Below are 17,039 nucleotides of genomic sequence, written 5' to 3' on the forward strand. Positions count from 1 at the left end.
CATGAACACGCCCGACCTGAACTTCCTGTACGTGCTGCAAGCGCTTGCCGAGGAACGCAGCGTGTCGCGCGCCGCCGACCGCCTCGGCCTGACGCAGCCCGCCGTCAGCCACGCGCTCGGCAAGCTGCGCACGCTGTTCCAGGACGACCTGTTCGTGCGTGCGGGCGCGGTGATGGCGCCCACGCCGGTGGGCGAGCGGCTGGCGCAGGGCGTGGCGCACGTGCTGGCCGTGGTGCAGGAGGAAATCTGGAGTGCGAAGGGATTCGATGCCGCCACCACCACGCGTTCGTTCTCGGTGTGTCTGAGCGACATGGGCGTGATCGTGCTGCTGCCGCGCCTGCTGGCCGCCTTGCGCGAGCAGGCGCCGGGCGCTGTGCTCAAGCCGATCCAGTTGCCGTCGCCCGAGCTGGCCGGCGCGTTGCAGGACGGCGCGCTCGATCTCGCGATCGGCTATCTCGGCAAGCTCGGCGACAACCTGCACCGCCAGCCGCTGTTCCGGCGCTCGCTGGTGGGCATCGTCAAACGCGGCAAGGCGCGCGGCAAACGGCGCATGACGCTCGCCGAATTCATCGAGCGCAAGCACGTGGTGGCCGGCACGCTGGCGCTGACCAACCAGTTGCTGGAAAAGGAGTTGCGCAGCCATGGGGCACGGCTGATGGTGGGCGTGGATGTGCCGTACCTGCTCGCGGTGCCGAGCCTGGTGGCGAATTCGGACTACATCGCGGCCATCCCCGACGAGCTTGCGGCGCTGTTCGCGCGTCTCGCGCAGGTGGACGTGTTTCCGCTGCCGATCGCGCTGCCCGACCTGACCGTGCAGCAGTTCTGGCACGCGCGCCATCACAACGACGCCGGGCATCGGTGGTTCCGGCGCTTGGTGGCGGACACGCTCAAGCAACCGGATTGATGAGCAGCGTTCATGGGGACTGGCAGACGTGGATATCGCCGCGGGCGGGCAAGCAGGCCGTGGCCGAGCATGGTCACGGCTGGAACGGCCACGGCCCGACGTTGTAGCGCTCGGGGCCGACCATCCTCTTCGCGCATGAGCACGAGGGCTGCGCGCTCATGCCGATGCGACGGTTTCGAATACGCGCCGCGGGCTTCACATCGCGCCGCGCGTGAGGCCGGCCCCGGTATCGTGAGTCAAACGGGCATGCTCTTGATCCTGCCGGGCATTCGCCCCCGCTCGCCGCGCCGTTAAGCTCGACACGGAACGGCAATCCGCGCCGCCCCACAAGCCGCCCCCACGACCCTGGGCATTCGAAGCAGAGAGGTCCCGAGATGATTTTTCGACAGTTTTTCGACGCGCAATCCTGCACCTTCACCTACCTGCTCGCCTCGCGCAGCGGCGGCGAAGCCCTGATCATCGATCCGGTCAAGGAGCAGCTCGATCAGTACCTGAAGGCGATCGCCGAGCTGGACCTGCGGCTCGTGCAGGCGATCGACACCCACGTGCACGCCGACCACGTCACCGCGCTCGGCGACCTGCGCGACGCCACCCAATGCGTGACCGTGATGGGCGACCGCTCGAAGGCGCATTGCGTGAGCACGCATGTTCAAGACAACGAACTGATCGACATCGACGGCGTGCGCCTGCGCGCGCTCTACACGCCCGGCCACACCGACGAATCGTTCAGCTTCGTGCTCGAAAACGACGGCCCGCGCGCCGTGTTCACCGGCGACGTGCTGCTGATTCGCGGCAGCGGCCGCACCGATTTCCAGAACGGCGACCCGCGACGCTCGTGGGATTCGATCGTCAACCGCCTGTTCACGCTGCCCGACACCACCACCGTCTATCCGGCGCACGATTACAAGGGCTGGAATGCGTCGTCGATCGGCGAGGAGAAGCGCTTCAATCCGCGCATCGCCGGCAAGACGCAGGCGCAGTACGTGCAGATCATGGAATCGCTGAACCTGCCGCACCCGAAGATGATGGACGTGGCCGTGCCCGCTAACCTCGCGTGCGGGCAGCCTGGCAACAAACCGGCGTGGCAAGGTTGAGAGACGCCTCGTGCCTCGACTGGCAAACCCCGAAAACGAGACGATCGGGCATGGGGTTGCGCCGGCGGAGCATGTCGAAACTCAGGCCCCGCCGGTACAGTGAATCCATGCCGCACACGGCGGCATGCGGACCGGCACCGGTCACCCGCCATTCAGTTGCGTTGCCTGTCAACCCAAGGAGATTCCTCATGAGCACGACCCACGAAGCCGTTCAAACCTACCTGCGCCCGATCGATCGCGACGGCCTCGAGAAATTCGCCGCCGCCAGCCGCGACAACCCGGAACGCCGTGGCACCAACAAGGTTCACACGGTGCTGCAAGGCCAGTTCCGTTCGTGGAGCTTCGTCGGCGATCACAACCCGGTGGTGGTAGACGAGCCGCTGCACCTGATGGGCGAGAACACCGTGCCGGCGCCGGGCGAAGTGGCACTGTCGGCGCTGGGCGGCTGCCTGTCGGTCGGCATCACGGCGGTGGCCACGCATCGCAACGTGCGCCTGTCGCGCCTCGAGATCTTCCTCGAAGGCGATATCGGCAACACAGCAGCCTGGGGCGCCGGCGGCGCGGACCGTCAACCGTCGCAGATGGGCTTCCAGGAGATTCGCGTCAAGGTCGTGATCGAAGGCGATGCCTCGCGCAAGGAACTCGACGATATCGTCAGCCATGCGAACTATTGCTCGCCGGTGGCCAATACCATGCGCAATCCGATTCCGTTCAGCATCGCCACCGCAAGCTGATCCGGCTCGGGCCGGCCCGCCGATGCGGCGCGCCGGCCCGCTCCCTTCTTCGCCTCGCACCGAGCGTTTTCATGTTGACTGGTCTGATTTGCGGTGCCGTCGTCGGCATCATTCTGGGCATGACGGGCGCCGGCGGCGGCGTGCTCGCGATGCCGTTCCTGGTGCTCGGCCTCGGCATCGCCAACCGCGACGCCACGCCGATTTCGCTGATCGCCGTGGCGCTGGCCGCGGCCGTCGGCACCGTGGCCGCGCTGCGCCAGCGCACCGTGCGCTACCGGGCCGCCGCCGTGATGGCCACCGCCGGCGCGCTGTTCGCGCCGCTCGGCTTGCGCGCCGCGCATGTGCTGCCCACCCACGTGCTGGTGATCGGCTTCTGCGTGATCATGCTGATCGTGGCGGTTCGGATGTTGTTGCCGGTGTTCGCCAAGCAGCAGGCGCAAGCGGCGGCCCGGCGCTGCCCGTGCCACGTCGACCCCGCCACCGGGCGCTTTCGCTGGACGCTGGCCTGCACGCTGTCGCTGGCCGGCACCGGCGCGTTCGCGGGCCTGCTCACCGGCATGCTCGGCGTGGGTGGCGGCTTCGTGATCGTGCCGGCGTTGCGGCAGTTCTCCGATGTGGATATTCGCGTCGCCGCGTCGACCTCGCTGATGGTGGTGGCGCTGGTCAGTTCGATCACGGCGGCCGGCGCGCTGGTGGGCGGCGTGCATCTGCCCGAGAACGGCGCGATCTTCATCGCGGCCACCGTCGGCGGGCTGGTGGTGGGCCGCAACGTGGCCGGCCGCGTGCCGTGGCAGTGGACGCAGGTCACGTTCTCGATTCTGGTGGTGGCCGTGGCGGTGTGGTGGCTCGCGCGCGACCTGCTGTAACGCGGGGCGCACGGCCGACGCCGGCAATCAGGCCGCGTCGAGCCAGCGCATCACCTGCTGCCAGTGCGGCTCGCTCATGTTGTCGAACCAGGTGTCGTGATCGGCCTCCGGCAGCAGCATCAGATGGCTGCCCGGATGCCGGCTCGCGAGGCGCTCGGCATGCGCGACCGGAATCAGCGTGTCGCGCACCGAGCCGATCACCACCAGCGGGCCGCGGTAATCGGACACGGCGGCGACCGAATCGAAGCGATCATGCAGCATCCAGCGCACCGGGAACATCGGATACTTCTCGCCGGCCACCGAAGCCAACGTATCCCACGGCGTGATCAGCGCCACGCCTGCCAACGCCCGCTCGTTGCCCTGCACCACGCGCGCCGCCATCCCCGCACCGAGCGACTCCCCGACCAGCCACACCCGTCCGGGCCAGCTCGCGAGCGTCTGCGCCAGCGCGTCGCGCGACGCGGCCAGCGCGGCGCGCATGGTGCGCTCGCCGGGGCGGCTGCCGTGCCCCGGATACTCGACGATCGCGACGCGATAGCCCGCCTGCACGAACACGTTCGCGAGCGGCAGCTTGGTTTCGGAGGATTCCTCATTACCGTGATAGACGATCACGGTGCCGCGCGGCGCCGCGCCGTCCGGCGTGACGATATAGCCCGCGTATTGACCGCCGATTTCCCAGCGCTCGATACGCTCGCCCGGGTGCGGCATGTCGCGTGGGTCTTCCGCGTGCGGCGTGGACGGCAACAGCATCCGGTCCTGCAGCAGATACAGGGCCGCCGCCGCAGCCAGATAGGCGCCGGCGGCGAGCAGCAGGCAAGAGACAAGAATCCGCTTGGCAGCCATCACGCGTTCGTCAGGTTGAAAACGCGCCAGTATAAGGAGTTGGCCGGTTTTTCGACGTGTTGCGATTATTACGCGGTAATTCACCGCACCGGATTCACTGCGCCGTCATGCGCAGCAGCGAGATGTCGTAGCCCAGTTCCGCCGCGCGCGCGACCAGTTGCTGGCGCAACAGCGTCGACGGATTCGCATCGCGTGTCAGCAGCCACAGAAAGCGCCCGGACGGCTCGCCGACGATCGACCAGGTGTAGTCGTCCGCATGATCGAGCACCCAGTAATCGCCGACGTAGAACGGCCCGAAGAACGACACCTTGAGCTTCGCCCCGCCGCTGTCCGGCACCCGCTTCGCACGCCCCTGCACCGAACGCGGCTTGCCGTTCGCGCCGCGGCTGCATGCGTTGACCACCTCGATCAAACCGTCGTCGCGCAGGGCGTAATCAGCCGTAACGCCATCGCAGCCGCGCTCGAAGCGATTCTCGTAACGCGCGAGCTCATGCCAGCGGCCGAGATAGCGATCGAGCTCGACCGGCTTGGCCGGCTGCGGCACCGCCGCGTTGCCGCGCTTGCCGCCGCCGAAGCCGGCGCAGCCGTTCAGCAGCAAGGCCGCGGCCGACACCGCGACGGCCAGCGTGGAGAAGCGCACCAGGGAACGGTTCATCGGGATGTCCTCACGGAATTGATCTGGAATCCTGAAGCAGATTCGATACCAGCACGGCCGGCCGGGGCGCAACGAGATGCGCAGCCGGAAAGCTGGGCATTTTTATAAGAGGGTCGCGCACCGTTTGTAGTATTTACCTCCCGGTGCGTCGCGTGCGTGGCGCGAAGCATGGCGTGTGATGTGTCGCGATACCGCTTGGCGCAAGGCCCGGCGGGCAATCCGGCCGAGTTGGCGCGGCAATTGCATAAAGGGGCCACCACTCTAACGGGAGCACACCATCATGTTGAAATGGGCACTGATTTTTGCCGTCATCGCGATCGTCGCGGGGCTGTTCGGGTTCACGGGCATTGCCGCCGGGTCGGCCGCCATCGCCAAGCTGCTGTTCGGCTTGTTCCTGCTGCTGTGCATCGTGTTCCTGGTGATCGGGGTCGTGGTGGCGAAACGGGTCGTGAAATAGCGGGCTGCGCGCCTGGATCGCAGGCGTGCGCGCGGCTGCTTAACAGCCGCCGCGCGGCGCCGTTTGAACCGTTGCCGATCTCGGCCAATCATTCGCATTCCTCAAGGGATTCTCTCCTCTCCCTTGCGACAAGCCGGTAATGCCAGGATGCCCCGCGACATTCGCGCGGCATCCTGTTCCGCCTTCAGCCGTCGACGTAATCGATCCCGGTCAACGGCCCGAGATGCGCGATCGACGTGAAGTGATTCTTCTCGGTCGTGTCGATATCGAATTCGAGCACGTTGCCGCCGAGGTCCGTCACGAATGCGCGGCGGCCCGGCTCGTCGAGCGACAGCCCGATGCCTTCTTTCAGCCCGTGCGCCAGCACTTCGTGATTGACCAGCCCGTCGGGCGCGACGTGCGCGCGGTTCAGCGTATTGCCGTCGTGCGCGTCGTCGCCGCGGTCGGTCCAGTACAGCACGTTTTCCTGCCTATCGATGTCGAGATCGATCGGCTCCGGCAGCTTGTCGAGCAGGCACACGACATCGGGGCGGGCCGCCGGCGAGGCGCCGGCCGGCAGGTCGAGGCCGGCGCGGAAGATCCGGCCTTCACCGGCGTCGGGTGCGCCCTTCTGCGTCCAGTACAGATGACCGTTCGGCTTGTCGAGCGCGATGCCCACGCAGTGGCGGGTGGCGTCGGCGGTGTCGGCCGGGAACTCGCCGGTCTTGACGAGCACCGTGACGTCCGAGCCGTCGAGCCGCGCGCGCATCACGCGCATGCCTTCGCGGTCGCACCAGTAGATCAGGCCGCCTTCGATGTCGAGCGCGAGTTCCTTCGGCGTGCCGGCCAGGCCGGACGCCACCAGCACGCGGTGATCGCTGCCGTCGAGATTCGCGCGTTCGATCGTGCCGTCGTTCGGTGGCACCGCGCCGGCCGCCGGATCGGAATCGATCAGGTGAACGCCGCTGCCCATGTTGGACCAGTAGATGACGCCGTTCTCGGCATCGACCTTGATGCCGTCGGGCGTGAACGTCAGGTTCGTGACGACCGCTTCGTGCGAGCCGTCGGACGACAGCGCGATGATCGCGGGCGGGCGGGTTTGCAGAACGTACAGCGTGCCGTTTCTCTTTGCATCCACGATGACTTCCTCCATTGGGGCGGACAGGACTGCCGGGGGCGAATACGTCGGGAACCGCAAGCGGAATGACAGGAATCCGCCGCATTGCAACATGGCATCGAACGCTTTCAAGCAGCGTCGGCCAGCTTCAATGCGGTGAGTTTAGCCGCACCGCAGCAAAGATGCAGTGTGGCGGGCGGGGATGTCATGGAGATGGCGGGGGCGGAAGGGGCGCCACCGAGGCGGCCTTGCTCGGAGCGCGAGGCCGGGCGGCCAGGACGTGGGCATTGCCGGCCCGGGCGGCATCCGCATGCCGTCACCGGGCCAAAAGAGCCGAACCGGGCAGAAGAGAACCAGATCAAACCGGCCCGGCCCGGCAAGAACATTAAGCCGCCAACCGCCCATCCTCCACCCGAAACACCGACACCGCCCCATGCAGCGCATGCGCCTGCTCGCGCAGCGCCGCAGCAGCAGCCGATGCCTGCTCGACCAGCGCGGCGTTCTGGATGGTGGCGTCGTCGATATGCGCGATCGCCCGGCCGACCTGCTCGATGCCGTCGTTCTGCACGTCGGAGGCGGCCGCGATCTCGCTCATGATCAGGTTCACGCGGCGCACCGAGCCGAGAATTTCCTCCATCGTCCGCCCGGCGTCCTGCACCTTGGTCGAGCCGAGCCGCACGCGGCTGACGGAATCCTCGATCAGCGCCTTGATTTCCTTCGCGGCGGTGGCCGCGCGCTGCGCGAGCGAACGCACCTCGGTGGCGACCACGGCGAAGCCGCGGCCCTGCGGGCCGGCGCGCGCCGCCTCGACGGCCGCGTTCAGCGCCAGGATGTTGGTCTGGAACGCAATGCCCTCGATCACCGAGATGATGTCGGCGATCCGGGCCGACGCGGTGGAAATGTCGTCCATGGTGCTGACCACGTCGCGCATGCTCTCGCTGCCGCGCGCCGCCACGTCCTCGGCGGTGGTGGCCAGCTCGCTGGCCTGCTTGGCGCTCGCGGAGTTCTGCTTGACGGTGCCGGTCAGTTGCGCCATCGAGGCGGTGGTCTGCTCCAGCGAGGCCGATTGCGATTCGGTGCGCGTCGACAGATCCTCGTTGCCCTGCGCGATCTGCAGGCTCGCACTGAGCACGCCGTCGGCATGCGTGCGCACGTTGCCCACCACGTCGCGCAACGCGCCGCGCATGCGGTCCATGGTGGCCAGGATGCTGTCGGTGTCGCCGGGGCTCACGTTGGCCTGCTGCACCAGCGACCCTTCACGGATCGCATTGGCGAGGTGGCGCACCTCGTCCGGCTCGCCGCCGAGCGCGCGCGTGATGTCGCGGCTGATCAGCCAGGCGATCAGCGCACCCACCACGATCGCCACGCCGGTCAGCACCAGCATCAGCAACTGGAACGTGCGGCCGACCTGGCGCGCCGATTCGGCCTGCACCTTGTTCAGCGCCTCTTCCATGTCGATGAACGCATTGATGTCGTTGAGCCACTGCACGAACGCCGGCCCGGCCTGCTTCAGCACGGTGTCCTGCGCGCCGGCCTGGTCGCCGCCGGTGCGCGCCTGCAGCACGGTGGCGATCAGCGGCATCACGCGCGCCTCGTCCTGGCGGATTCGCGCGAACATGGCGCGCTCGTCGTCGGAGGCCTGCTTGCGATCGGCCACCTGCGCCGTCAGCGGCGCGGCGGCCCGTTGATAGTCCTCGTTCAGCGCGGCGATGTGGGCGGCGACGCGCGCCACGTCGTCGGCCGGCACCAGCACCGCGTCGCGCAGCGCGATGGCGCGGTCGTGGACGCTGCCGCGAAACGCGATCGCGTAGGTCTCCTTGACGCTGTTCACGTCGTTGATGGTCGCCAGACTCGCGTTGATCATGTTGACCCGAAAGATCCCGATGACGGTCAACGCCACCAGAATCAACAACACCACGCCGAATCCCGCTGCCACCCGCGTGCCTACCCGTATGTCTTTAAGAAGCAACATCTCCGCCTCACTATTATTTATGTGGGCCCGATAGTCTCACATAATGGAAGATCGCTCGGTACACCCTCACTCAATAAGGACAATAGAAAAAAACTAACGGCGGGTCAGCCGTGCTTCCCCCCATGCCGCCCGCCGCGAAACAGCGACATCACCAGCACCGGCACGGGCAGCATCACGGCCACCAGAATCCATGTCAGCACATAGACGGACTGGATTCCGCTGTTCTGCAGATTGATATAGAGCTTGACCGGGATGCCCTGCGGGAAATACGAGAACACGGCGACGATGCCGAACTCGCCGACGATCCGCACCCAGGTCACGAGCGCGCCGGTCGTCAGCTCGCGCGCGGCGAGCGGCAGCGTGATGCGCAGGAAGGTGCGCGCGGGCGACGCGCCGAGATCCTGCGACGCCTCCTCCAGCACGCCCGGCACGTTCTCGAACGCGGTGCGCGCCGCGATCACGAAATAGGCGAGGCCGCCGTAGACCTGCGCCAGGATGAACGAGCCGGCATTGTTGTTCAGCGACAGCCCGAGCGCGCCGAGCGCGCGGCCCACCGTGCCATACGGCCCGTAGGCCGACACCAGCAGAATCCCCATCGCCAGAGACGGCATCAGCAGCGAATACAGCACCAGCACGTTGACGCAGGCGCCCAGCCGCGAGCGCGTGCGGGCCAGCCAGATCGCCAGCGGCAGCCCGAGCGCGACGATCGCGAGCATCGCCCAGGTACTGAGCACCGCCGACACGCCCACCGCATGCCAATCGCCGTACGCCGCGCTCAGTTGCCCCCAGCGCGTGTCGTGCATCAGCGACAGCAGCGGCAGCATCAGCAACGCGAGCGCCGGCACGAGCCCGATCCAGGCCATGCCGGCGGTATCACGCAAGGACAGACGCAACGGCAGCCGCGCCGAGAACCAAGCCGGCATCGCTACGCGCCCGACGAGGCGACCGTCACGGATACAGCGCCTCGCCCTTCGGCGCGCCGTAACCGTTCTGGCGGAAGATCGCCTGGCCCGCCGCGCTGTTCAGGAACGCCGCGAAGCCGCGCGCCGCCTCGGGGTTCGGCGCGTTCTTCAGCACCGCCGCGTAGAACACCAACGGTTGCGGGCGCAACGTTTTCGATTGGCCCGACGGATCGGTGATCGGGAACGACACGTTGGCGTACCAGTCCTTCGCATACTTCGGATTGCTCAGGTTGATCTCGTCGGGCAGCGCGATATAGGGCAGCCCGGCCGAGATCGTCGCGCTTTCGTAGCCGGACGAGGCATCCACCTGCCCCGCTTCGAGGCGCGTCAGCAAGCCGCCCTCGCCGAACACCTGCTGCGGATTGTCCGTATCGCCGAGCACCTGGCGGGCCAGATCTGGCTGCGCGTAATACTTCGCGGCCAGCATCATCGTGAAGACGATGTTCTGCCCTTGCGGATCGACCCGCGCATCGGTCCGGCCGAACCGCAGGCCGGGCGTCTGCAGCACCTTCCACCACGGCTCGCCGCCGTGACGGCTGGCTTCGAGCTGTTTGGCGAACGCGCTCTTCGGATTGAACGCGATCACCATGCTGGTGCTGGCGACCGGCACCGCCTGATCGATCAGGTTCGCATCCTTCAGGATCTGCATCGGGCCGGGCGTGATCGACACGAACACGTCCGCGACGATCTTCTTCGACGCCAGCAGGCGCGCCATGCCGTAGGCGCCCTCGCCCTGCCCTTCGTACTGCAGATTGGCGGTCTTGGCGAACGCCGGGCCGAGGCCCTTGTCCATCACCACGCCCATCGAGCCGGCATAGGTCACGCGCAGCGCCGGTTCGGCGTGCGCCGCGCCGGCCGCGCCGAGCGCGACGGCGAGCCCGAGCCCGCCAATGCGCCGCCGGGTCGCGGCGCGTCGAGTCATGTGCATTGCGGCGGCGCCCGGCATCAGAACTTGTGGCGCAGGCCGACGCGCACCGCGAGCTGGTTGTTCGCGCCGCCGCCCGAATTGCCGATGAAGCTCGAGCTCGAACCGATCTCGGCCTGCACCGGCACCACGCGCCCGCCGATCGTGTTGCTGCCCGAGGCGCGCTGGTAGATGCCGACCAGATACACGTCGGTGCGCTTGGACAGCGCGTAGTCCACCGCGCTGTTGAACTGGTTCCAGTGGCCGGCGAAGCCGCCCGTCAGTTCCTGGAACGTGTAGCCGAGGCCGACGTTCAGCGCGGTCGTGATGCCGTACTTGCCGCCGATTTCGTAGTTGTTCATCGTCGAGGCGCGGCCCGCGATCGGCACGAAGCGCGTGTGGGTCCAGTTGCCCCACACGGTGCCCGCGCCGATCAGGTAGCGCGCGCCGATGCCGAGCGTTTCGAGCTCGTGCAGGCCACCCGTGTTGACGTTTGCGGCGGTCACGCTGAACGCCGGCGTCGCGCCGTTCGGGAAGCGGATGGCGGTGTACGCGGCGCCCGCGGCGAACGGCCCCTGCGCATAGTTCAGGCCGAAGCTGTAGGTGCTCGACGAGCCTTGCGTGGTGGTGGTGCCCGCGGTGGTGGTGGGCTGGCCGGCGAACGCGCCTGCCTGATTCGAAAAACCGTACAACGCGCCGAACGTGAAGCCCGCGAAGTTCGCGCTGTTGAACTTGACCGAGTTGTTGATCCGGCTCGACGTCAGTTGGTCGAGATCGTTGATATGGAACGCGTAATTGCCCGCGACCGTCTGGTTGCCCATCGTGTAGTTGCCGCCGATGTACTCGGTCGACAGCGAGTATTGACGGCCGAACGACAGCGAACCGACGTTCTCCTTCGACAGGCCGACCGACGCCTGGCGGCCGAACAGCGCGCCACCCTGGCCGAGCGTGCCGTCGCCCGAGCTGAAACCGCTTTCGAGCACGAAGATCGCCTTGAGGCCCGAGCCGAGATCCTCGCTGCCGCGAATGCCCCAGCGGCTGCCCTGCGCCACGCCGTCGCCGAACTTGACCAAACTCTTGCTGGTGCCGGTGGCCGTGGCGGCGTGGTTCACGTACGTGACGCCGGAATCGATGATGCCGTACAGCGTCACGCTGCTTTGCGCGTGCGCGGTCACGCCGACGCATCCGAGCAGGACGGTCGCGGTCGTCTTCTTCATGTCTTGATCCTTTCTGATTATCGTGTGGGGCAGTTCGCCGCATGAGGCCCGATCGACGTGGTCTTCGTCGCGGGCAGCACAGGTCGTCGCTCGTGCGGGAGCGATCCATCGCGCGTGAAAATGTGGTGGCGCGTTATGGCTGGCGAAATATAGCGATCCGTTATCGACGCGTAAAGACGCCCCGACCGCCAACGTCGATCAAACGCAACGCTTTCCGAATACAGTTCGCGGCGTGCCCGGGAAACACAGTTGCAAGACGTTGCGCGCGCATCGAAACGGGATCGGAGCGCCCCATGCGAAACGGGGGCCATGCCTGCCGGCATGGCCCCCGCTGGTTCCTGCTTGGTCCTGCTGATTCCCGCTCGAAGCTTTCGTTATGCCGTCGCGGACACCCGCGGGCGGCTGACGATCTGGTTGTCGCCACCTTGCGGCAGCGCGGTCAGCACGATGTCGAACTCGATCGACCGATAGCCATCGGCCTTCAGGCCAAGCGCCAGGCCGCACGTCTTCTCGACCACGTGCGGAATCAGTTCCTCGCGTGTGGCATACGCGAAGTCATCCCAGATCAGCGGATCGCCCTCGATATTGAATTGCGTGGTCAGCTTGCGGAAGCGCTCGCTCGTCACGAAGAAGTGGACGTGCGCGGGGCGGTTGCCGTGGCGGCCCAGCGCGTCCAGCAGTTGCTGCGTCGCGCCCTGCGGCGGGCAGCCGTAGCCGACCGGCATCAGCGTGTGAAATGCGTACTTGCCGTCGGCGCCGGTGCGTACCGCGCCGCGCAGGTTGAATTCGCTCTGCGCGGTGGTCGGATCGAAATGCGAATAGAAACCATGCGAATTCGCATGCCAGCATTCGACGATCGCACCGGCCACCGGCTTGCCGTCCGTGCCGGTCACGGTGCCGTGGATCACGAGCGGGCCGGCGTGGTCGTCGGCGTCGAGATCGATCCGGCTCATGCCGTCGCGCACCGGCGCACCGGCCACGTACAGCGGCCCCTCGATGGTGCGCGGCGTGCCGCCCGTCAGGCCGGCCTGCTCGTCCTCGGCGTCCATGCGGATGTCGAGATATTTTTCGAGACCGAGGCCGGCCGCCAGCAGCGCCGCCTCGCCGTCCTGCCCGAGCTTGTTCAGGTAGGCGATGCCTGCCCAGACTTCGTCGGCCGTGATGTCCAGTTCGTCGATCGCCTTGAACAGGTCGCCGAGCAGCCGATGGATGATGTGCTGCGCGCGCGCGTTGCCGTGGCCCGTGCCCTTGCCGCCGTCGAGGTTCGAGGCGGCCTTCAGCAGGTCCTGCGCTTGCGGGGTGTGAAAAACTTGAGGGTTCATGATCGTCTCTCTGTTGTGATATTGAGGGGCTCGGGCCAGGCGGCCGTACGACGTTTGGCGCGCGTCAGGCGTCGTTCTCGCGCACCGACGACGGGTGGCGGCACAGCGGCGTCACCGAGATCGTCATGTAGGGAAACAGCGGCAGACCCATCAGGATCTCGTGCAGTTCGGCGTTGCTCTCGACGTCGAACACGCTGACGTTGGCGTACTCGCCCACCAGGCGCCAGATATGCCGCCACTTGCCGCTGCGCTGCAGTTCCTGCGAATACGCCATCTCGCGCAGCTTGATCGCGTTGAATTGCTCGGCCGGCATGTCGGCCGGCGGTTTGACATCCATGCGTACGTGGAAAAGCATCGTCTCGTTCCTGTGGGAGTGTGCGGGGGATTCAGCGCGTGACCTTGATCAGCCCGTCGCGCGTGAAGCGCTTGAGCTTGGCTGCGTCGAGTTCGATGCCGAGGCCGGGGCCGCTCGGCACGGTCAGTTCGAAATCGCTGTAGTCGAGCGGCGTGGTGAGGATCTCCTCGCTGATCAGCAGCGGGCCGAACAGTTCGGTGCCCCATTGCAGGTTCGCGAAGCTCGCGAACAGATGCGCCGAGGCCACCGTGCTGAACGCGCCTTCGAGCATGGTGCCGCCGTACAGCTCGATGCCGGCTGCGTCGGCCACCGCCGCCACGCGCTGCGCCGCGAACAGGCCGCCGCTCTGCTCGATCTTGATCGCGAACACATCCGCGCCGCCCTGCCGGGCGATCTCGAACGCGCTCTCGGGGCCTTGCAAAATTTCGTCGGCCATCAGCGCCACCGGGAAGCGGCGCATCAGCCGCGCCAGCGCGGCGGGCGACGCCACCGGCTGCTCCACCAGTTCGCAACCGGCCTCGGCCAGCGCGGGAATCGCGCGCACCGCCTGCGTCTCGCTCCAGGCCATGTTCACATCGACGCGCACCGAGCCGCGCTCGCCCAGCGCCTGCTTGATCGCGGCAACGTGGCGGATGTCCGCTTCAAGCGCCTTCGCGCCGATCTTCAGCTTGAAGATGCGATGCCGGCGCTCGGCCAGCATCCGCTCGGCCTCGTCGATGTCACGTGCGGTGTCGCCCGAGGCCAGCGTCCACGCCACCGGCACGCGCTCGCGCCGACGCCCGCCGAGCAATTCGCTGACGGGCACGCCGAGCCGCTTGCCATGTGCGTCGAGCAGCGCGGTTTCCAGCGCGCTCTTGGCGAAATGATTGAGCTTGACGAGCTTGCCGAGGTAGGCCATCAGCGCCTGGATGCGCGTGGCGTCGCGGCCGATCATGGCCGGCGCGAAATAGGCGTCGATCGCCAGTTTCATCGTCTCGGGGCTTTCCGGCCCGTAGGCCATGCCGGCGATGGTGGTGCCCTCGCCGATGCCCACCACGCCGTCGCTGCAGATCACCTTCACCAGCATCAGGGTCTGCCCGTACATGGTGGCCACCGACAGCTTGTGCGGCCGGATGGTGGGCAGATCGACAAGGGAAGTTTCGACGCGTTCGACGGTCACGGAAGTCATGGCGGATCAGGCAGGAAAAAGGACAGTGAGCGATTTATACGGCGCGGCACGGCACAGCGTCCAACACCTTTTTTATCCCGCTCGATACCTTTAAGATATGGAACCGCCTTTTCCCGCACCGGGCCGCGAGGCTCGTACACCGGCATGGATCTCCGTCAACTCCGTTATTTCGTCGCGGTCGCGCGAGAGCGCAACTTCACGCGCGCCGCCGCGCAACTCCATATCGCGCAGCCGCCATTGAGCCGGCAGATGCAGTTGCTGGAGGAGGAACTCGGCGTGCCGCTGCTGATCCGCAACAGCCGGCCGGTGCAATTGACCGACGCGGGGCGGCTGTTCTACGAGCAGGCGATCCAGTTGCTCGGGCGCGCCGAGCAGATGCAGGCCGCCACGCGGCGCGTGGGGCTGCACCAGCGCAGCGTGCTGTCGATCGGGTTCGTGGCGTCGACGCTGTACGGCGGGCTGCCGCAGGTGCTGCAGAAGCTGCGCGAGCGTGCGCCGGAACTCGATATCCAGATGGTGGAATTGATGTCGATCGAGCAGATCGAGGCACTGAAGGCCGGCCGCATCGATATCGGCTTCGGGCGCGTGCCGCACAGCGACCCGAGCGTGGCGGGCGCCGTGGTGCTGGAGGAACGGCTGGCGGTGGCGCTGCCGCGCGCCTCGCCGATGGCGGGCAGCACGCAGCCGATACCGATCGGGGAGCTTGCCGGGCAGCGGCTGATCGTCTACCCGAAGGAACCGCGGCCCGGCTTCGCGGATCAGGTTCTCAGCGCCATGCACGGGCATGGCGTGGCCTTGAACGAGGTGCTCGAAGTGCGCGAGATCCAGACCGCGCTCGGGCTGGTGGCGGCCGAGTTCGGGGTGTGCGTGATTCCGCAATCGGCCTGCCAGATGCGCCACGACGTGCATTACCGCCTGATCGACGACGAACGCGTCACCTCGCCGGTCATTCTCAATCACCGCCTGAACGACAACTCGCGCTACATCGAACTGGTCAAGCAGCTGATCGCGGACGTCTATCGTTAGCCCGCCCGCGCCGGCCCAAGCGGATCAGCCCCGCGCGTTCAGTCGCGCGTCGAGCCCTTGGCCGGCCGCCCCGCCCAATACCCGGCCAGCAGCGAACCCGACAGGTTGTGCCATACCGAGAACAGCGCGCCCGGCAGCGCGGCGATCGGCGTGAAATACAGCTTGCCGAGCGTGGCGGCGAGGCCCGAGTTCTGCATGCCGACCTCGATCGCGAGCGTGCGGCACACGGCTTCGTCGAAGCCGAGCAGGCGCCCGCCCCAGTAGCCGCCGAGCAGGCCGATGGCGTTGTGCAGCACCACCCCCACCATCACGATCATGCCGACCGACGCGATGCTGTTGCGCGTGCCGGCCACTACCGCCGAGATGATCAGCAGGATCGCGACCATCGACACGATCGGCAGGTACGGCTCGATCGCGTTCACCGCGCGGCGGAACAGGTGATTGACGATCAGGCCCACCACGATCGGCAGCGCGACGATCTGCAGGATGCTCATCAGCATGCCGTGCACGTCCACCACGATCGACGCGTCCACGTACAGGCGCGTGAGCAGCGGCGTGGCGAACACGCCCACCAGCGTGGACAGCGCGCTGATGGTGACCGACAGCGCCACGTCGCCGCGCGCCAGATAGATCATCACGTTCGACGCGGTGCCGCTCGCCACGCTGCCCACCAGCACCATGCCGGCGGTCAGGTCGGGCGGCATGCGCAGGATCTTGGCGAGCGCCCAGGCGGCCAGCGGCATCACGAGGTAATGCAGCACGATGCCGGCGATCACCGGCGCGGGGCGCGTGAACACGCGGCGGAAATCGGCGATCGAGAGCGTGACGCCCATCGACAGCATGATCAGCGTGAGCAGCGTCGTGACGTGCGGCGCGACCGGCGTGAAGGTGGCCGGCGTGAAATACGCGGCGAGCGAGATCAGCACCGCCCACAGCGGAAAGAGTCGGGTTACCCGGGCAAGCATGATGAAAATCCTTGGTCGATCTTGTTGGTGTCGAGTGTCGAAAGACGCGCCGGCAGCGGCGTCACGCTGCGCGAACGGTCGCGCGGGCCGGCGGCGGGTTCGCCGCCGATCGCCTGGCGCCCGGCTTCGTGAGACGGGCGCACGCCCGGGCGACGGCGCAAAAACCGGCGATTCTACCTTGCACGGGCGAAAGTCCCGGCCATTGGGTTCTTCGGATGCCTGACCGGCGCGCGTCCCATTGGCGGGCGCCGCCGCGCGCAGGTGCGACGGGCACCACGGCCACGCCAAACCGAAAATTGTTCCCGATCCCGCGTTCCAAAGCCGCGATATACCCGCGATTTCCATCCTTTCTCGCAACATTGACCGGTCGCCCCGGCTTCTAGACTGTGTCCAATGATGTCGTGGGAGAAGGAACACCAAGCCGCCGATGAGCGGCAACGCCACCCTTCCCCGCCCCGAGTTCGTCCCTAGACCAAGACGCACCGGCACCCATCGGCGC

At 67.2% G+C, this 17,039-nt stretch carries 17 protein-coding genes; 6 read left to right on the forward strand and 11 right to left on the reverse strand.

The window, feature by feature from the left end; translation table 11 throughout:
- Position 1: 1 nt before the first annotated feature.
- The 4 genes from ACYP33_RS21085 (at position 2) to ACYP33_RS21100 (ending at position 3,598) form a co-directional block, all read left to right on the forward strand.
- On the forward strand, positions 2 to 904 hold the full coding sequence (locus ACYP33_RS21085; protein ID WP_459623781.1) for a LysR family transcriptional regulator: 903 nt from the start codon (positions 2 to 4) through the stop codon (positions 902 to 904).
- 374 nt (positions 905 to 1,278) lie between these two features.
- Complete coding sequence (locus ACYP33_RS21090) at positions 1,279 to 1,998, forward strand: MBL fold metallo-hydrolase (RefSeq protein ID WP_459623782.1); 720 nt, start codon at positions 1,279 to 1,281, stop codon at positions 1,996 to 1,998.
- A gap of 188 nt (positions 1,999 to 2,186) precedes the next feature.
- A complete protein-coding gene (locus tag ACYP33_RS21095; protein ID WP_414444817.1) occupies positions 2,187 to 2,732 on the forward strand; it encodes an OsmC family protein in 546 nt (181 codons plus the stop codon).
- A gap of 71 nt (positions 2,733 to 2,803) precedes the next feature.
- Positions 2,804 to 3,598, forward strand: a complete 795-nt coding sequence (locus tag ACYP33_RS21100) for a sulfite exporter TauE/SafE family protein (protein ID WP_459623783.1) — start codon at positions 2,804 to 2,806, stop codon at positions 3,596 to 3,598.
- Positions 3,599 to 3,625: 27 nt separating this feature from the next.
- Here the strand turns inward: ACYP33_RS21100 and ACYP33_RS21105 are convergent, their stop codons facing one another.
- Complete coding sequence (locus ACYP33_RS21105; RefSeq protein ID WP_459623784.1) at positions 3,626 to 4,441, reverse strand: alpha/beta hydrolase; 816 nt, start codon at positions 4,439 to 4,441, stop codon at positions 3,626 to 3,628.
- 94 nt (positions 4,442 to 4,535) lie between these two features.
- Positions 4,536 to 5,096 carry a lipocalin family protein gene (locus tag ACYP33_RS21110; protein ID WP_459623785.1) on the reverse strand — a complete coding sequence of 187 codons (561 nt, stop codon included), beginning with the start codon at positions 5,094 to 5,096 and terminating at the stop codon, positions 4,536 to 4,538.
- Positions 5,097 to 5,376: 280 nt separating this feature from the next.
- Here ACYP33_RS21110 and ACYP33_RS21115 point away from each other — a divergent pair, with 280 nt between their 5' ends.
- A complete protein-coding gene (locus tag ACYP33_RS21115) occupies positions 5,377 to 5,553 on the forward strand; it encodes a DUF1328 family protein (protein ID WP_414444813.1) in 177 nt (58 codons plus the stop codon).
- Positions 5,554 to 5,737: 184 nt separating this feature from the next.
- On the opposite strand, the gene ACYP33_RS21120 is transcribed toward ACYP33_RS21115, so the two are convergent.
- The 8 genes from ACYP33_RS21120 to ACYP33_RS21155 all read right to left on the reverse strand — a co-directional run bounded on the left by ACYP33_RS21120 (position 5,738) and on the right by ACYP33_RS21155 (position 14,549).
- Positions 5,738 to 6,670: a hypothetical protein gene (locus tag ACYP33_RS21120; protein WP_459623786.1), complete on the reverse strand. Its 933-nt coding sequence runs from the start codon at positions 6,668 to 6,670 to the stop codon at positions 5,738 to 5,740.
- Positions 6,671 to 7,034: 364 nt separating this feature from the next.
- Positions 7,035 to 8,621 carry a methyl-accepting chemotaxis protein gene (locus ACYP33_RS21125; RefSeq protein ID WP_414449678.1) on the reverse strand — a complete coding sequence of 529 codons (1,587 nt, stop codon included), beginning with the start codon at positions 8,619 to 8,621 and terminating at the stop codon, positions 7,035 to 7,037.
- Between the two features lie 104 nt (positions 8,622 to 8,725).
- The gene (locus tag ACYP33_RS21130) at positions 8,726 to 9,544 is read right to left on the reverse strand and encodes a molybdate ABC transporter permease subunit (RefSeq protein WP_459623787.1); all 819 of its coding nucleotides are present in this window, start codon (positions 9,542 to 9,544) and stop codon (positions 8,726 to 8,728) included.
- A gap of 25 nt (positions 9,545 to 9,569) precedes the next feature.
- Positions 9,570 to 10,505 carry an extracellular solute-binding protein gene (locus ACYP33_RS21135; protein ID WP_459623788.1) on the reverse strand — a complete coding sequence of 312 codons (936 nt, stop codon included), beginning with the start codon at positions 10,503 to 10,505 and terminating at the stop codon, positions 9,570 to 9,572.
- Positions 10,506 to 10,528: 23 nt separating this feature from the next.
- On the reverse strand, positions 10,529 to 11,704 hold the full coding sequence (locus ACYP33_RS21140) for a porin (protein ID WP_414449681.1): 1,176 nt from the start codon (positions 11,702 to 11,704) through the stop codon (positions 10,529 to 10,531).
- Between the two features lie 374 nt (positions 11,705 to 12,078).
- Positions 12,079 to 13,026 carry a catechol 1,2-dioxygenase gene (gene catA / locus ACYP33_RS21145; protein ID WP_459623789.1) on the reverse strand — a complete coding sequence of 316 codons (948 nt, stop codon included), beginning with the start codon at positions 13,024 to 13,026 and terminating at the stop codon, positions 12,079 to 12,081.
- Positions 13,027 to 13,090: 64 nt separating this feature from the next.
- Positions 13,091 to 13,381, reverse strand: coding sequence for a muconolactone Delta-isomerase (gene catC / locus ACYP33_RS21150; protein ID WP_414444787.1), 291 nt, complete (start codon positions 13,379 to 13,381; stop codon positions 13,091 to 13,093).
- A gap of 31 nt (positions 13,382 to 13,412) precedes the next feature.
- Positions 13,413 to 14,549: a muconate/chloromuconate family cycloisomerase gene (locus ACYP33_RS21155; RefSeq protein WP_459623790.1), complete on the reverse strand. Its 1,137-nt coding sequence runs from the start codon at positions 14,547 to 14,549 to the stop codon at positions 13,413 to 13,415.
- A 144-nt stretch (positions 14,550 to 14,693) separates the two neighbouring features.
- Between ACYP33_RS21155 and ACYP33_RS21160 the strand changes: the two genes are divergently transcribed.
- A complete protein-coding gene (locus tag ACYP33_RS21160; RefSeq protein WP_459623791.1) occupies positions 14,694 to 15,575 on the forward strand; it encodes a LysR substrate-binding domain-containing protein in 882 nt (293 codons plus the stop codon).
- A 38-nt stretch (positions 15,576 to 15,613) separates the two neighbouring features.
- Here the strand turns inward: ACYP33_RS21160 and panS are convergent, their stop codons facing one another.
- On the reverse strand, positions 15,614 to 16,540 hold the full coding sequence (panS, locus tag ACYP33_RS21165; protein WP_414449685.1) for a ketopantoate/pantoate/pantothenate transporter PanS: 927 nt from the start codon (positions 16,538 to 16,540) through the stop codon (positions 15,614 to 15,616).
- Between the last annotated feature and the right edge of the window lie 499 nt (positions 16,541 to 17,039).

This window comes from Burkholderia sp. 3C, from assembly GCF_054589155.1.

Excerpts from the sequence above, each read along its gene's own strand:
- ACYP33_RS21105 (WP_459623784.1), bottom strand. The coding sequence starts at position 4,441 with ATGGCTGCCAAGCGGATTCTTGTCTCTTGCCTGCTGCTCGCCGCCGGC.
- ACYP33_RS21095 (WP_414444817.1), top strand. The coding sequence starts at position 2,187 with ATGAGCACGACCCACGAAGCCGTTCAAACCTACCTGCGCCCGATCGAT.
- ACYP33_RS21130 (WP_459623787.1), bottom strand. The coding sequence starts at position 9,544 with ATGCCGGCTTGGTTCTCGGCGCGGCTGCCGTTGCGTCTGTCCTTGCGT.
- ACYP33_RS21100 (WP_459623783.1), top strand. The coding sequence starts at position 2,804 with ATGTTGACTGGTCTGATTTGCGGTGCCGTCGTCGGCATCATTCTGGGC.
- ACYP33_RS21085 (WP_459623781.1), top strand. The coding sequence starts at position 2 with ATGAACACGCCCGACCTGAACTTCCTGTACGTGCTGCAAGCGCTTGCC.
- ACYP33_RS21155 (WP_459623790.1), bottom strand. The coding sequence starts at position 14,549 with ATGACTTCCGTGACCGTCGAACGCGTCGAAACTTCCCTTGTCGATCTG.
- catA (WP_459623789.1), bottom strand. The coding sequence starts at position 13,026 with ATGAACCCTCAAGTTTTTCACACCCCGCAAGCGCAGGACCTGCTGAAG.
- ACYP33_RS21115 (WP_414444813.1), top strand. The coding sequence starts at position 5,377 with ATGTTGAAATGGGCACTGATTTTTGCCGTCATCGCGATCGTCGCGGGG.
- ACYP33_RS21135 (WP_459623788.1), bottom strand. The coding sequence starts at position 10,505 with ATGACTCGACGCGCCGCGACCCGGCGGCGCATTGGCGGGCTCGGGCTC.
- ACYP33_RS21140 (WP_414449681.1), bottom strand. The coding sequence starts at position 11,704 with ATGAAGAAGACGACCGCGACCGTCCTGCTCGGATGCGTCGGCGTGACC.
- ACYP33_RS21160 (WP_459623791.1), top strand. The coding sequence starts at position 14,694 with ATGGATCTCCGTCAACTCCGTTATTTCGTCGCGGTCGCGCGAGAGCGC.
- ACYP33_RS21110 (WP_459623785.1), bottom strand. The coding sequence starts at position 5,096 with ATGAACCGTTCCCTGGTGCGCTTCTCCACGCTGGCCGTCGCGGTGTCG.
- catC (WP_414444787.1), bottom strand. The coding sequence starts at position 13,381 with ATGCTTTTCCACGTACGCATGGATGTCAAACCGCCGGCCGACATGCCG.
- ACYP33_RS21090 (WP_459623782.1), top strand. The coding sequence starts at position 1,279 with ATGATTTTTCGACAGTTTTTCGACGCGCAATCCTGCACCTTCACCTAC.
- ACYP33_RS21125 (WP_414449678.1), bottom strand. The coding sequence starts at position 8,621 with ATGTTGCTTCTTAAAGACATACGGGTAGGCACGCGGGTGGCAGCGGGA.
- panS (WP_414449685.1), bottom strand. The coding sequence starts at position 16,540 with ATGCTTGCCCGGGTAACCCGACTCTTTCCGCTGTGGGCGGTGCTGATC.